This window comes from Scytonema sp. HK-05, assembly GCF_963872035.1.
GTDB lineage: Bacteria > Cyanobacteriota > Cyanobacteriia > Cyanobacteriales > Nostocaceae > Kalymmatonema.
In genome coordinates this window covers 1-14,936 of the sequence record NZ_CAWMYC010000115.1, presented here as the reverse complement: position 1 = coordinate 14,936, position 14,936 = coordinate 1, and the positions used below count along the sequence as shown (strand labels likewise).

General features: G+C 43.2%; 15 protein-coding genes. 9 read left to right on the top strand and 6 right to left on the bottom strand.

All coding sequences use genetic code 11. From position 1 onward, the window contains the following. Positions 1 to 103: 103 nt before the first annotated feature. From hpsJ-B to AACT52_RS23660, 3 genes are all read left to right on the top strand, one after another. The gene (gene hpsJ-B / locus AACT52_RS23670) at positions 104 to 940 is read left to right on the top strand and encodes a hormogonium polysaccharide biosynthesis protein HpsJ (protein WP_073633519.1); all 837 of its coding nucleotides are present in this window, start codon (positions 104 to 106) and stop codon (positions 938 to 940) included. A gap of 402 nt (positions 941 to 1,342) precedes the next feature. Further along, entirely contained in the window at positions 1,343 to 1,492 is a 150-nt protein-coding gene (locus AACT52_RS23665) for a ribbon-helix-helix protein, CopG family (protein WP_143172862.1), read from the top strand. 182 nt (positions 1,493 to 1,674) lie between these two features. Next, on the top strand, positions 1,675 to 2,556 hold the full coding sequence (locus AACT52_RS23660; RefSeq protein ID WP_073633518.1) for a glycosyltransferase family 2 protein: 882 nt from the start codon (positions 1,675 to 1,677) through the stop codon (positions 2,554 to 2,556). 352 nt (positions 2,557 to 2,908) lie between these two features. Here the strand turns inward: AACT52_RS23660 and AACT52_RS23655 are convergent, their stop codons facing one another. Beyond that, complete coding sequence (locus AACT52_RS23655) at positions 2,909 to 4,717, bottom strand: DUF3685 domain-containing protein (RefSeq protein ID WP_073633517.1); 1,809 nt, start codon at positions 4,715 to 4,717, stop codon at positions 2,909 to 2,911. 143 nt (positions 4,718 to 4,860) lie between these two features. On the opposite strand from AACT52_RS23655, the gene AACT52_RS23650 reads away from it, so the two are divergent. Both AACT52_RS23650 and AACT52_RS23645 read left to right on the top strand, forming a co-directional pair. Continuing rightward, entirely contained in the window at positions 4,861 to 5,031 is a 171-nt protein-coding gene (locus AACT52_RS23650) for a hypothetical protein (RefSeq protein ID WP_158054750.1), read from the top strand. Between the two features lie 292 nt (positions 5,032 to 5,323). Further along, positions 5,324 to 6,106 (top strand): hypothetical protein, encoded by a 783-nt coding sequence (locus AACT52_RS23645; RefSeq protein ID WP_073633516.1) that lies wholly within the window; start codon positions 5,324 to 5,326, stop codon positions 6,104 to 6,106. Here AACT52_RS23645 and AACT52_RS23640 read toward each other — a convergent pair. Continuing rightward, positions 6,066 to 6,515: a Fur family transcriptional regulator gene (locus tag AACT52_RS23640; protein WP_073633515.1), complete on the bottom strand. Its 450-nt coding sequence runs from the start codon at positions 6,513 to 6,515 to the stop codon at positions 6,066 to 6,068. The two genes, AACT52_RS23645 and AACT52_RS23640, sit on opposite strands and share 41 nt — an antisense overlap. Before the next feature lie 438 nt (positions 6,516 to 6,953). Between AACT52_RS23640 and AACT52_RS23635 the strand changes: the two genes are divergently transcribed. Beyond that, entirely contained in the window at positions 6,954 to 7,427 is a 474-nt protein-coding gene (locus tag AACT52_RS23635) for a CRR6 family NdhI maturation factor (RefSeq protein ID WP_073633514.1), read from the top strand. Positions 7,428 to 7,742: 315 nt separating this feature from the next. Here AACT52_RS23635 and AACT52_RS23630 read toward each other — a convergent pair whose 3' ends face one another. The 3 genes from AACT52_RS23630 to AACT52_RS23620 all read right to left on the bottom strand — a co-directional run bounded on the left by AACT52_RS23630 (position 7,743) and on the right by AACT52_RS23620 (position 10,782). Further along, the gene (locus tag AACT52_RS23630; protein WP_073633513.1) at positions 7,743 to 8,510 is read right to left on the bottom strand and encodes a hypothetical protein; all 768 of its coding nucleotides are present in this window, start codon (positions 8,508 to 8,510) and stop codon (positions 7,743 to 7,745) included. Between the two features lie 732 nt (positions 8,511 to 9,242). Then, entirely contained in the window at positions 9,243 to 9,830 is a 588-nt protein-coding gene (locus AACT52_RS23625; RefSeq protein ID WP_073633512.1) for a D-glycero-alpha-D-manno-heptose-1,7-bisphosphate 7-phosphatase, read from the bottom strand. Continuing rightward, positions 9,823 to 10,782 carry a glycosyltransferase family 9 protein gene (locus AACT52_RS23620; protein WP_073633511.1) on the bottom strand — a complete coding sequence of 320 codons (960 nt, stop codon included), beginning with the start codon at positions 10,780 to 10,782 and terminating at the stop codon, positions 9,823 to 9,825. The genes AACT52_RS23625 and AACT52_RS23620 overlap by 8 nt, the downstream gene beginning before the upstream one ends. A 218-nt stretch (positions 10,783 to 11,000) precedes the next feature. Between AACT52_RS23620 and ispD the strand changes: the two genes are divergently transcribed. The 3 genes from ispD to AACT52_RS23605 all read left to right on the top strand — a co-directional run bounded on the left by ispD (position 11,001) and on the right by AACT52_RS23605 (position 12,957). Continuing rightward, entirely contained in the window at positions 11,001 to 11,690 is a 690-nt protein-coding gene (gene ispD / locus AACT52_RS23615; RefSeq protein ID WP_073633510.1) for a 2-C-methyl-D-erythritol 4-phosphate cytidylyltransferase, read from the top strand. A gap of 279 nt (positions 11,691 to 11,969) precedes the next feature. Continuing rightward, complete coding sequence (gene scpB / locus AACT52_RS23610) at positions 11,970 to 12,500, top strand: SMC-Scp complex subunit ScpB (protein ID WP_073633509.1); 531 nt, start codon at positions 11,970 to 11,972, stop codon at positions 12,498 to 12,500. Between the two features lie 109 nt (positions 12,501 to 12,609). Further along, positions 12,610 to 12,957, top strand: coding sequence for a DUF760 domain-containing protein (locus AACT52_RS23605; protein WP_073633508.1), 348 nt, complete (start codon positions 12,610 to 12,612; stop codon positions 12,955 to 12,957). Between the two features lie 73 nt (positions 12,958 to 13,030). Here AACT52_RS23605 and AACT52_RS23600 read toward each other — a convergent pair whose 3' ends face one another. Continuing rightward, positions 13,031 to 14,236 carry an HhoA/HhoB/HtrA family serine endopeptidase gene (locus AACT52_RS23600; protein WP_073633507.1) on the bottom strand — a complete coding sequence of 402 codons (1,206 nt, stop codon included), beginning with the start codon at positions 14,234 to 14,236 and terminating at the stop codon, positions 13,031 to 13,033. Positions 14,237 to 14,936: the final 700 nt, after the last annotated feature.

Here is a 14,936-nt window from a genome sequence, read left to right as displayed (position 1 = left end):
AAAAAGAATCTTGGAATCATAAACAATAGATAGCGTCATGGAAACAATATTCCAGTACCTTTATATAGAATATTCACTCTGATTAACTACGAGACAAAAAACTATGAATAACCGTTTTGCTGCTGCGATCGCCGCCCGTACACTTAAAGTAATTGGCGTAATCTTAATATTGTCCTTTTTGATTGACTTTATCATTCTCAGCCTTGACTTCAGCCCTACCGATAAACAGTTGCAACTTAGATGGGCAGCAAGTATGGTTGAGCGGGGAGTCGTGCCATTGGTTGGCTTAGGTATGCTATTGGCTGGGTATTGGATTGACAGTTTTGATGATGGCAATCAATCCCAGCCCCTAGACTTTAGAATGCCGGCTCTGATCATATCAAGTATCTTGGGGTTACTCTTTTTGATTATTGCTCCTGTCCACGCTATGAATGTTATTAACCAAAGAACTCAAGTGGTGGACCAAATCAGCAAAGATGCGCAAGTAGCAGAAAACCAATTGAAAACCCAGCTCAACCAAGTGCAAGCTCAACTGGGTAATGATCAAGTCAAAGCAGCTGTAGAAAAGCAGAGAGCTCAAGTCAAAACTCAGTACAGTGAACTGCTTCAAGATGAGCAGCGTTACAACCAAGCACTGAATAACCCAAATGTTCCCCAAGCTACAAAAGATTTACTTAAGAAGTTTAAGGCAAATCCTCAGGAGCTTGACAAATTTATCGCCCAACAAACAGATCCACAGCAACTTGCCAATCAAAGACTAGCCCAAATTCGCACTCGCCGGGAAGAACTGGAAAAACAAGCTCAAGAAAATTGGAAGCCTGGTTTAAGGATTGTCGTGAATAGTTTGCTGTTGTCTGTTGCTTACATCATTATCGGCTGGTCAGGATTAAGAAGTATGGGTGCTTTCCAAAGTGCAAAACCCAAAGTACCTGCACGCTAGTTCATTATCCTCAAAGGCAGTACGACGCAGTGAAGTACCCCATCTTGCATTCGGCTGAAGATGGGGCTTCCCAAATTCAGATTTAGAACAAGGACGGTCTTATTCGTCTTCGGAGTTTCCCGTCTCAACCGCCGTTGCCTCTCCATACCCGTGTATAGTTTGGTCTTACACAGCGTCCACAGGCAGCCGCCCGCCTCCCGCAGGCAGTAATTGTTCTCTCGTACATCCCTGTGTGGCTTATCTTTTACAGCCTATGGGCTAACCAGTGACCGGGATCTTTCCCCTTTTCTCTCGCTCTTATTCTTGGTAAGCGTATGACCACTACTGTGACCGTTTGTTATGAGTCGAGTGGGTGGGTCGCAACCAGTACTATAATAGTATCAAAATAGTACTAATGTCAACATGAAGGCACTCAACGTTCGGTTTTCTGATAAAGAACACAAAGACTTACAACAAGCGAGCCAGCAATTAGAACGTTCTATCAATGAATTGGTTCGTGAAGCCGTCAGAGAGTACTTGCTAAAATTGGGGGCATCGAACCCCCAATTTTAGCCCGCTATCCATCTCCACCGCATGGCGGATGGAGAATTTCGCGGAATTCGTTAAAAATTTAACGCAGCTCATACTGCCACTTTGACTCATTCCTTGATGAAAATCATTTCGTATCTCTTGCAGGTATTCACGATAAAAAAGTATAATCTGGCACAAGAGAACTTATATGACTAACGTTGGGAATGTTTTCAATTTACATATTGACTTATAACGAAGAAATAGATATTGCGGCTTGTATTGAGTCGGCGATGCTATCGGATGACATTATTGTTGTGGACTCATGTAGTAGCGATCGCACCGTCGAAATCGCCAGTCGCTACCCAGTTCGGGTCGTTCAGCACCCTTTTGAAAGCCACGGTCGTCAGCGTACTTGGATGCTAGAAAATATACCACCCAAGCATGAATGGGTTTACATTCTAGAAGCTGACGAACGCATGACGCCAGAACTGTTCGCAGAATGTGAAAAAGCAAGTCAGAATCCAGACTACATCGGTTACTACGTCGCTGAACGAGTGATTTTCATGAATAGTTGGATTCGCCGCAGTACCCAGTATCCCCGTTACCAATTGCGCCTTTTCCGCCACGGTAAAGTTTGGTTTACAGACTACGGTCACACAGAACGAGAAGTTTGTGACGGTTCAACAGGCTTTTTAAAAGAAACATATCCCCATTACACTTCTAGCAAGGGTTTAAGCCGCTGGATTGAAAAGCACAATCGTTACTCCACAGATGAAGCCAAAGAAACTCTGCATCAATTAGAGAATGGAACAGTCAGCTGGCGCAGCTTATTTTTTGGCAAGTCAGAAGTCGAACGACGCCGCGCTTTAAAAGATTTGTCCTTACGCTTACCAGCCAGACCACTCACACGTTTTTTGTATATGTATTTTCTTTTAGGCGGCTGCTTAGACGGACGCGCTGGTTTTGCTTGGTGTACCTTGCAAGCTTTCTACGAATACCTGATTCTGCTAAAAGTTTGGGAAATGAAGCATATCCCTGCACCCAACTTGGATGCAAAAGTACCTGCAAGCGAAGCTACGCATTTAATCTCAAATTCTGTTGATTAGTGATAGCCAAAATTTTCTTCAACTGACCATACAAAAAAAGTGCGCGTATGGTGGCTAAGCCTCTGGCAAAAGTTAATTTGATGAAAATGAAACCACAGATTAACAAAGATGATTTACCTGTGTGCATCTGTGTTAATCTGTGTCCATCTGTGGTTTCAAATATCATGTTATGGCTTTTGTAAGAGTTGATTTATAAAGTAAATCTTAAGCAGGGTGCCTTACGGCTTTGCTATCACGCACCATGTTATATGCCGGTGCGTTAGGCGCTTTTCATATGTTTTTCGTTACAAATCACATCGAAACGGTGCGCCTAACACACCCTACAAGAATTTTATTTTTACTGATACCCAAATCATAACTTTTTATTCTTTTTTTCGGTTAAAGAAACACTGCCAATTCCTTGAAGAATCCCACGACCAATCAAACCTATACCACGTCCAATAACTTGCGTCAGAACAAAAACAACACCACTTCCTAAAAAAGATAATAATGATTGTACCCGAGGAGCGATCGCATCACGAAATTCTATCGCTAGGGTGATCACTAGCGGGATACCAGAAAGTTGAGCTAACTCTTGTCCACGCGGCGCATAAATGGAAATTGTGGCAATACCACGAGGTGCAAAAACAAATAGCTCATAGCGGCTTTCAAAAATTGCCTGAGGCTCATTGACATAATTCCTCAGGCGATATCTCCACGACAAATTATTTCTAAACCGTTCGATTTCCCGCGTAGAAATCAATTGGCGATCATAAAAACCTTGTTTAATTTCTTCGACATCAGCTAAAGAGTTGAGCAGCGGTTGTACTACACCATTTGCTATCTGAATCAACAAATTCTCTAGCAGCATTTCTGCGTACTCTTTTGCTTCAGAGCCACCTGCTGGATATGAGGCATTGTCAATATGCAAATCTGTTTGAAATAACAGATAAGAAAATAACTCCTCTACGAGAGGAATTTTCTGAAAAATCTCTACTTGCACAATTGCAGAACTTTGCAGTAGAAAATTAACGATTTCTAAATTGTTATTGCCAACTCTTACCCTTGTAAATTTTCCAAAAAACTCTGTAGTTGCAGCTTCCCAAGCATCAATAAGTAAGGTATTTTTTATTTCGGATAATTGGTTGATTTCTACCCGAGAAGCTCGTATTTCATCTAGGGTATCAGCAACTTTTTGGAGAACAAGATAAAGTAAATCACGTTTTTTGTCTTCACGTAAAATATCAATTTCCAGAGGGGTAGCTGTCAAGTTTTGTAAAGGAAGCTGAAGTTTGGTAATACAAGATGCAAATAATGCCGCTTGCAGCGATCGCGGGCTGAGTAGAGAAGGAGTATTTTGCTTGTTTGGTGAGTCAGATTTGGAAATAGAAGTACTGAGTGCGGGATTTGCAGGAGGCTGCAATTGTGCAGACGCGAAATTATTCCCTCCAGGAACGCTACGCCAACGTGGTACCTCCCGCCTTTCCACTGCTGAAGCTAATAATCGATTCAGCAGCCAACGAGCTGCTAGCAATTCTCGTCTTTGCCCAGCTAAAACTGCTTTATCAAGTAAAGGTAAGCCGGGGACTTGTAATTGTGCCGTCACTTCTGCCAAGGTGGCGTCAATGTAACCAATTCCTGATAAGCGTAGATGCTTCCGCAGTTGAGCGAAAGGAAGTCGAGAAGAGGCGGAGAGGTTTTCAATAACATTCCCCGCATTTGGGCGTCTTTGCATCCCCGTGTCCTCTTTTCCCATCTGCCCATCCCAGTATGAGCCACCTGCTACTATCTCGTGCATGGCGGTAACTAATTCAGAAACAGGCGTACCTTTGGGACAGTAACCATTAACCCCAGCAGCTCTTGCTGCTAAAAGCAGCCCTTGTTCTTGGGGAGAACTCAGGAGCAATAATGGCAGATTGGGGTACTGGGTTTTCAAATGGCGACAAAGTTGTAAACCGAGCTGCTGGCTAGAGAGAGAGCGACCATTCCCCAATTCCAAAACCACTAAATTAACTTGGTTAGGGTTTTGTTGTGCTTTGGCTAAAATCTGCAATGCAGCAGTATCTGTTTGAGCCTCCGATACCACTTGTACATTAGGAAATTCTTCCAAAGCCACTCGTAGCCCTAGCCGGAAGATGGGGTCCTGGTCTACTAACAATAGTTTTAAAGGGCGATCGCTCATAATCAGCTTAAAAACGCAGGCTTTTTTTTCCTTTGGTAACAAATAAGCTTGACAAATTAGCTTTGTTACCTCATTAGGAGTTGTTTCCGTAAACAGATAAATGAATCATAATTGCCATAGGCAGGCATTTACCCTTTAATTCAATGACTTTGAGTATTCGGCACACCTTAGCAGAACACTACATTGAAATACCGCAAATAAGAGAGTTTTCACCAGGGGAGATAGCAGGCTTGGCATTCCGTATTATTCAGGATATGGAAGTCAAAAGCCTTATGCCTTTTGATATTTGTACCTTAGCAGAAATTTTAGCTTAACCCGCGAGAAGCCCCACCTCCTACCCTTCAGGAGGTGTGGAAGGAAAGAGGGGACAAAAACGAGGTACACCCGACGCATTGTCCCCCTAAGATAGGCCAGCCAATGTGAAGGTTGATCTGTGGGTGATGACGAGTATTCGTAGTAATAAGGCTGGACTATTTTCGCGCGTGTAGTACCCCCGCCCCGACCTATGTTGACCGTCGATCAGCGCGGGAGAGAGGGCAACGGAAAGGAGTTTTTGTCTATCTCCGGCATGGGCAACGAGTCAATGAAGTCCTCAAGATTTGAGTCATGGTTTTATCTTTCCAGGCTGAGTATAAACGCAGCTTATTTAATTTGCGTTCCGAAATTCTTAAATTTAATGCTTTATTTTTCATAAATGCCTATACAACGCCTTCGCGTCAGGGCAAAAGGATACAAGCAATTTTTCTTCACCAACTGCTGAAATTTCAATCTCTCAGCCAACATAAAATTTTCCTGACCAGTCGGTCAACAGCATTGCAAAATATCGCCCAAGAACTCCCACAGCAATTAAAACGAATTGCTATCGAGCCGTGGGATAAGCAAGAGTTGAAACAATGGTTTCAGCAGTGGGCAAAAGTGCAATCTTTGCCCATATCTCAAAATTTCTTTATATTCTTAAAACAGGCAGGGGTATTTTCCGCAAAATCTAAGCTCCCGGAAATCTCCGCTCTTGTCCGCCAACCTTTTATGCTCTATTTGTTAAGTGTTCTGCACCGTGATGAACTGCTACATAAGGAAATATTGCAGTTCACAGCTAGAAATCAGCACACTAGAAATGCCTCTTTGCTGTGGGAAATTTACCATCGCCTGAGTCGATGGCTGTTAGGTTATGCTCAAACTGGTAGCATCAAAACAATGCTTATGCGGTGGGGAGTGGCTCATATTCACCGCACGCAAGAAGCGATGGGCACTCGCGCAGGCGCAGCCAACGCGAGTGCGTGCCCTCTGGACTCAGCCAGAGAAAAGCGCCATCGCCGAATCCCGTCAGCAGCGCAACTGATTACAACCATCATTTGCTTTCTTGTGAGTTACGGTAACCGTAAAAGTTAATACTGTAGTCAGTAATCCGCACCCCTGTTTGTTCTTCAACTTGGCGGAGAAATTCTTCTGGTAGTTCTAGGTGAACATCCAAGATTTGATTTGTATCCAAACAGTTAACATGACTGTGGGAATCACTAATATTGCCGTATAAACGTCCATCACAGCGTTCAATACATTCAATGATGCCCTGACTGGATAACGCTTCTAAATTTTGATAAACAGAAGTATGTCCGATCTCTTTGCCTTGCTGGTTCAGGCGATCATAAATCTCTCTAGCGGAAAGATGCTCTCTTGCGTCCCAAAGCAGTTCCAGAATAAAGCGGCGCTGACGACTCACGCGCATACCTAGTGCCTGACACTGCTCAAGAGCATCTTCCAGTGAACGAATTGGTTTTGTAGATATCTCTTGCTTTTGCATATTTTATAAGTTTCTTAACTTATGGGCTAATTTTCCCTTTTGAATGTTTGTTTGTTATTTTATATATCCAAAGGTTTTGCACCCTACACGTTCCGCTTTGGCTGTGTTTTTGCTTTTTTGCTTGGGGAAATCACAGGTTGGTGTAAGGGGTGGTTATGATTTTTTACTGCTCTCACACACTCTCTTCTAAAACAAACTCATTACAACTTTAGCTTAAAATGGTTGCCAACGTCTACCTGAAGGCTTTTGTCTTGTCAAGAGCCACGATTTATGATTCATTTGCTTTTAGTTAGGAGCCTTGAGTTATTCCCCCCATGACTCCCCAGTTCCACAAGCCTTGAGTGCTTAGCCCTGGTTCCAAGCATACGTGCCGACTGATTTTGTGATTTGTATGCAGGAAAAGAGTAGTATGAATTGTCGAGGCTATTTTTTGACTCGATGACAATCACCATCGCAATCAATACTGACCACATTAACTCCTTGGATCTGTCCCCTGTAGTCACAGAGATTAAAAAACTGTTGCAAGAGGGGACGATCGCATCCGAAGAGCAGCAGCTGCGTTTTGATATAGATTATGTCTTGGAACCAGGCGATCCACGGGAACTGTCAGAAATCCCAGAAGTGCGCCTGTGGTTCATCCGCCTGGATACTCGCTATCCCTGGTTGCCATTTCTACTAGATTGGAAGGCTGGGGAATTCGCTCGTTATGCAGCTATGCTCGTACCCCACCAGTTCAGCACCAGAGAAGGTATTCAGTATAATCCTGAAGCTTTAGAAATCTTTTTGATGCACAAGCTGTTTGTTTTAAACGACTGGTTACAACAGCAAGGCATTCCAAGTAAATCTCGCCTCCAGTCGATGGCGCAACTTCTGGGTTATGAGTTAGATGATGCCTTATTTGAGATGTTTTGAAAAGGTAAGTAGATAAGTAGAAATAAACAGAACTCACGTTAAAAAAGGTAAAAGCCTCTCAAACCTTTACCAATAAACGCCAGATACCTACCTGGGGAAACCTTCATCAAGTACTGGCTTTTAATGACTAATGACTGCTGACTGCCAAAACTTGTTAACTTTATTTGTACCGACCTACTTAATTGGTAATAGTTATTAGTTAGTGGTAAGTGGTGCTTCTTGTGTAGAGACGCTTTCATGAGAGCGCCTCTACACAACCAACAATATACAGACGCGCCATGGCGCGTCTCTAATTACCAATTTTTCAACTTAATATCACTTAATACGGCATATAAGTTTTAATGCTGTACTAAAAGCGTATTCAACTGCTTTCGATTTACTCGGTAATGCCGCCTTCCAGATACGATAATCATTATATTCAAGAATCAAATTTGCCATCTCATCAATTTTGGTCTTTTTTAGGACATCGTATTGAGCCGATTCAAAATCTCTCAGGAACCCACCATTTTCCAATACTTCTTGTCCAGCTTTAATAAAGCCATTCAAAACGGCTTTCATGTATTCTCTACCAGCACGTTCTGCAAACACAGGAGATGATTTTAACGCCTGAAATTCTTCTAACAGAAGGTTGGCGATTTTTCTTCCTTCTAGAGTATTCCAATCACAGGGTAGTTGAACATCCAGATATTCATCTTCGACGTATTGATATTTAAGATACTCCTTTATATCTACAGCGACTTGAACTATTTTGTAACCAGCAAACAATTGCTTTAAAGAATTTGCACTTGTATCAATACATGAGTCAGGGAAAACTTTTTCCTCACCTTCTGGACATTCATAGACAAGATACGTCCAAATTCCTCCTGAATTACCAACATCGGAACTTTCAGCTTGGTAGAAGGTCATTGTTCCATCTTCTTCACACCTAAAATATGCACTTTCTACATCTGTTAACGTACAGTGATGCATATTTTTTGAAAAGCGCATGAGCGTTCTAAAAATGCCAGTAATGTGGTGAGGTTGGCTTTCTACTTGGATGTAACGTTTTCCACTGCTCACAAAGCTATGTAATCGAATCGCCATCTGTTTTTCCTTATAATCTTTCTTCACATTCTTTTTTTGATGCACCAGCCTGACAGCAAGAGGGAAGTGAAGGAACACATAATATGGCGTGCTAGATCCAGCCGTAAGCTATTCACACCTAATAATAATGGCAACAAGTAGCTGCCAAGTAGCCGAGAATCCTCAGCCTGCTGCACTGAGGTTACTAATCTTTGTTCTAACGTAAATTTTTAGTTGCAGTTGATCAGTTTGGTAACAAAGCTTTAAACTCCCTGTTTCTTTGATTTTCAAGAGCTATTGTCAAGTTTTCTATTCAATAACTCAGTGTTACCTTCAAAAATTAGGCTCGAAGTTGCGCCCAAGCTTAACTTCCAACCTATACCTAATTATCATAGGACACAACTAATGTGTAGTAGGCTACACATAGTGATTTGTTATTTACAAAATTTTACATAAAAGTTTGATTTATATTAGCCTTTAGCAAAAAATCTTTTTTTTTCTAAATTCCTCACCTGTTAGATATTTAATTTGTATACAGAACCGGTAAGGGGAGCTAAAAGTCAAGACTTGTGAAAATCAATTCGCTCAAATTCCTGACTTTTTGAAGTAGTTGGGAATTTTGTTGTTCAGAAATAATTTAGGATTGCCTGATTCAGATTTTAAATAGCGATCGCCCCAAGAGGCGATCGCAAAAGTTTTGCTACAAGTGGTACCGAGGTGAAGCTCAGTAGCGCTTGATTTGTTGTATTTTTTTTAAATTTGTAGCTGGTGCAAAATCCATTTAACAGCTACAGCCAAATCTTTGGCAATGTAATCGGGTTTTGTGTGGTGCTGGTAATCACCAGCCAAAACGCGATCGCCAAACCCTGTTTGCACCAAAATTCCCACACAACCAGCATTGTGTGCCATATCAACATCAGTCGCTTTATCTCCCACCATAAAACTGTGCCTGAGATCCAAATCGTGTTCCCAAGCCGCCGCGACCAACATTCCTGTGTTTGGTTTGCGCCAGGTAGACCAGCGAGTGTATGCTGGGTCTTTACCGCCTTCTGGTGGACTGAGGTAGGGACAATAATACAAAGCGTCTAATTTTGCCTCAGCCTCCTGTGCCAATAATTGGCAAAGTCGGTCATGTAACGCTTGTACGTGAGTGTCTGGATAATAACCTCTAGCTGGTCCAGATTGATTGGAAACAAGACAGCAAAAAATACCTTGGTCATTGAGCTGGCGCACCGAAAGTGCAACACCGGGAATTAAATGTAAATCTTCTAGGTCGCGAATGTAGCCAGCCTCAACATTTAACACGCCATCGCGGTCAAGGAATACAGCAGGTTTAGCCACCCCAAATTTTCTCCAACACAGTGTTAGGCGCGATATCTGCCATCTTACCTGTGGGGGATTTGATGGCAAGGAATTTATCGCTTCTGGGCAATAACTTCGCTGGGTCTGTTGGACCAAATAAGGCAATGGTATAAGTCTGTACCGCCACACTCAAGTGCATGGGGGCGCTGTCGGTACACAGCATTAAATTTGCCCCAGCAATCATCGCCGCCAACTTGCCAATATCATCAGGAGAAGTGACTTTGATATTGGGTGTGGACTCTTTGAGACTACGCACAAACTGTTCATCTTCTGGTCCTTGGATAACCACCACAGGCATTTCCGGCTGCTTTTGCTGGATGTCTTGAATAATTTGCTGCCAATTCCTGACAGGGTAAATTTTATCTAGACCTTTGGTTTGGGCTAGCTTGCTAGAACCACCGTGAATCAAAATGTAACCAGTTTCCTTTATCCCCAACCGTTGTTGTTCCACAATTGCACAGTCAATATCTGGTTTTGGCACATTGATTGCTAACTCTGGACAAGAGGAGTTAATACCCAACCCTTGCAGCAAGTCATGGTACATACTAGCAGCATACTGTTCTGTTCTCAGAGGAACTGGATTGGTGAGAAAAGCAGCTCCTTTGCTCCTATAGCCAATTCGTGTGGGGATTCCGGTTAACCAGAGGAAAAGACCCACTAAAGCGCTTTGCCCTAGGGCAATGGCAATATCGTACTCGCGATCGCGTATCGAGCCTACCAAGTTGCCCCAATCTGCCATACTGTTACGGTCTTTGTAGTCAAACGCCAGTACCTCATTAACTGACTTACTCACCCGGTAAGCAGCCTTTGAACGGGGTTCGACAACAACATCTACCTGAGCATTGGGGTAATAGCGCTTCAGGTCATCTAGGGTCGGGAAGAAGAGAATTTGGTCACCAATTCCGCCAGGAACAAGGGCTACTATTCGCATAATATATCTTCACGCTTACTCGCTCATTATTTTAGGGGAAGATAGGGATTGGAAATTAGAGATTGAGGATTAGGGATAGTCAACAGTGAACAGTGAACAGTGAACAGTACCAGCATGGTACTTGATAACTGGTAACTGGTAACTGATAACTGATAACTGTCCCCAGTCCCCAGTCTCTAGTCTCCAGTCCCTAATATCTATCAAACTTGAGGAATTCTGTGCATTTATTAATTCCAGCGGCTGGAACAGGCAGAAGAATGGGGAGTCACCGCAATAAACTCCTGCTTGTGGTACGCGAACAGCCTATTATCGCTTGGACTCTTCTTGCCGCTCAAGCAGCAAGTCAAATCAGTTGGATAGGCATTATCTCGCAACCTTATGACTGGGAAGATTTCAAGACCATTCTTGCCTCTCTAAAGCTAACTAAGCCAGTGGAACTGATTCAAGGGGGTTCTACCCGTCAAGAATCGGTTTACAATGGATTGCAAGCACTGCCAAGCTCCGCACAGCAAGTGTTAATTCATGATGGAGCCAGATGCCTCGCCACACCAAATTTATTCAACTCTTGTGCTGAAGCTATTCGACATTGTCCTGGTTTAATTGCCGCCGTACCAGTTAAGGATACTATCAAAGTCGTAGATGAAAATGGCATAATTCAAAGCACACCCGACCGACGGCAATTGTGGGCGGCACAAACTCCTCAAGGTTTTGATGTTAAATTATTGAAAAAGTGCCACGCCGAAGGAGTCCGTCAGGGCTGGGAAGTGACTGATGATGCTGCTTTGTTTGAAAAATGCGGCTATAGTGTGCGAATTGTTGAGGGAGAAGAGACCAATCTGAAGTTGACCACTCCACAAGATTTGGCGATCGCTGAATTCATCCTAAAAACTAGACTGGATCAGCACTGAGGTGGGTTATAACAATTCTTGAAGATCCCGAAGGCTCACCTTTGGTATTTTCAACATAATTATTGACTTTTGGTAAAAATTATGTTAAGGTGCCAAACACTTGTAATTATCCTTCATTCATCATTTTTTATTTATACAAGTGACTAATGAACGGCAGGTGCTTTATGCCGGGAAACCCTTTCACCAGTTGCCTGCGGAGGGAAACCCTCCCGCAGCACTGGTTCACCACCGCACTGCCTCCCAATAACTAATGACTGATGACTGATGAATAATGCCGTGATGAATGCATCGACGAAGATAGAAGCAATTCTGTATTTGAAGGGTAAACCCCTGTCCATAAGTGAAATTGCCGAGTATGCCCTTTGCGATCGCACCACAGTTCAGGAAGGCATAATCGAACTGATTGATGAGTATGCCCGCCGCGATAGCGCCTTAGAAGTCGTAGAAACTTCAGATGGTTATAGTTTGCAACTTAGGTCAGACTTTCATGACTTGGTACAAACTCTGATTCCAGTAGAATTGGGTCTGGGAGCATTGCGGACTTTGGCAGCCATTGCCCTAAATAGTCCAATACTGCAAAGCGACTTGATCAACTTGCGGGGTTCTGGTGCGTATCAACACGTTTCCGAACTCGTCGAACTCGGTTTTGTCAAAAAACGCCGAGATAGTGAGTCTCGCTCGTATTCGTTACAAGTCACCCCTAAATTTCAGCAATATTTCCAAATTGAGCAACTTCCCCAATTATTATCCAATAGCCAAGAGCAAAAACAGCTAGAGCTAGAACTCACAGCACAACCACAACCAGATTGAGTACTGCTGCTTTTGAGGAATGCTAGTACTCCAGAAAGAGGTAGTGATATGTCTCACCCTTCTACTATGGTTTAGAGTAGAATAAGCAACTCAGCTAAAAAAACAGCCAATGGTGTTTGATCCTAATTTTTTGAATGACTACCCTGAGGAACACCCGAATCAGATCCTGAATGATAGCTTCGAGGAACTTCCTAATCAGTTACTCAAGTATCTACAGCACCAGCCACCTGAAGTCCTAGCCCGCGTCGCCCAATCTGTCAGCCCCGAAATTAAACAAATTATTTCGCAAAACGTCCAAGGGCTTGTCGGGATGTTACCTTCAGAAAATTTTAACGTGCAAATTACCACAGACCGAGACAATCTCGCTGGTCTTTTAGCCTCGGCTATGATGACAGGTTATTTTCTCCGCCAAATGGAACAACGGATGCAGTTAGATCATTTGAGTAACAATCATTAGTTAACAGTTATTAGTCATTTGTCATGAGTCATTAGTTACAAAGGACAAAGAACAAACGACAAAGGACTAATCACTACTTCTGGGGATAAGCCCCTGATTGTACTTTAAATGTTTGAATTTTCCCGTTGCGGTTGACTTCGATTTCCAATATGTCACCTACGGTGCTAGACTCCACCTGCTTCTGTACTTGAGCAGATGTTTTTACTTGCTTACCGTTAACTTTTTGAATCAAGTCGCCAGCAAGGAGTCCTCCTCGTTGTGCTGGAGAATTTTCCAGGACTCCTGTAATGGCTATCCCAACATCCTGTTTAATGTTGAGATTCTTGTCTTGATTGATCTGCTGTTTCTTGCTAGAAGATAAGTCCGACATTTCAACCCCTAAAAACGGGTGTCGCACACGCCCTTTGGTAAAAAGCTCATTAGCAATGCGGGCTGCTGTTTCAATGGGGATGGCAAAACCCAGCCCTTGAGCATCGGCGCGGATAGCAGTGTTAACGCCAATCACCTCGCCTTGGGCGTTTAATAAAGGTCCGCCTGAGTTACCCGGATTAATAGCCGCGTCGGTTTGGATAAAGCTGACTCGCTTATCTGGAACACCAACTTGAGCGCTGGTACGGTCTGTCGCGCTGATAATGCCGATTGTCACGGTATTATCTAAACCTAAGGGATTGCCAATAGCGATCGCCCATTGACCTGGTATTAAGTTTTGTGAAGTGCCTAGTTTCACTGTTGGCAGATCATAATCTGAAATTTTTACAACAGCCACATCTGTCACTGAATCAACTCCAACGACCCGACCGTCAAAAGTCCGACCATCTTTGAGGGTCACTTGTACTGTATCTGTATCCGCGACAACATGAGCGTTTGTTAGTATTTGTCCATTTTCACTCAAAATAAATCCAGACCCTGTACCACGCTCTATCCGTTCTTTGGGGAATGGCTGCTCTTCCTCTCCAAAAAATCGCCGTAAAAGGGGATTTTTCAACGCATCAGAAATAGGATTAGCCACTTTGCGGGTTGCATTAATTCGCACGACCGCAGGTCCAGTTCTTTGAACAGCAGTAGCAATAAAATTCATATTATCGGCACTAGGAGCTGCAACTTGTCCACCAACCGGATTTGCAGGTGCAATTTCTGGGGGCGAAGACGCTGTTACACTTCTTAACTCGCGAAACAAGCGATTTTGTGTCGGGAGATAGCGACTACCCAACAAGCCTGCACCGCCGCCAATAACCAATAACGATAGATAAATAATCAGTTGCTTTAATGATAATTTCATAAAACTTCGCGGGATGTGGGAAACGAGCGCGTCTTTAGACCTGAGAGGAAAACGACACGAGTGACTTTAGTCACCTTGCTCCATTACCGCCTTGGGGTTACTCAATACCGTGTAGTTTTGCAATCTACTTTCGTTCGGGCAATTACGAACTGATACCTTTCACCCCAACGGGAGAGCCAGTTCCCTACGGCGGGAAACCCGCCTTCAGGACTGGACTCACCTGTACGCATAATGGTTTTGCACTCGATGTGCCTTCCCAAAAGGGAGTAAAGTTAGCTTCTCCCAAGGGGAGACGCTGCGCGAACGACAATGTTAACGGTCGGTAACTATATTTAGGACACTGACTTAACCCAATAAATCTGTTTAATCCTAGATTTCTAGAGCTTGGAACTAGCGAAAGCATCCCAAGGTAGGAACTTTAACACTTGCCGTTAACGTAGTATCCGAAGATACTGAGGCTGGTCAACTACTGTCTAAAACTTAGGCTAGAAGCCCAGTGTCTTTAGACCTGGGTTGTTGACAATCATGACGCTCAAGGTCAGCAATGCAGATGCCTAATTTATAAGTTTAGTCAAGCAAGTCGAAACCTGACATATGAATTACTCATCAGTCAGTTGTTTAGTTCTTAATTGTGAGTTGTTAGTTTTGATACTCCCCACGGCTAAAAGCCGGGGGATTCTTGAAGAGTCCACAAACGAAC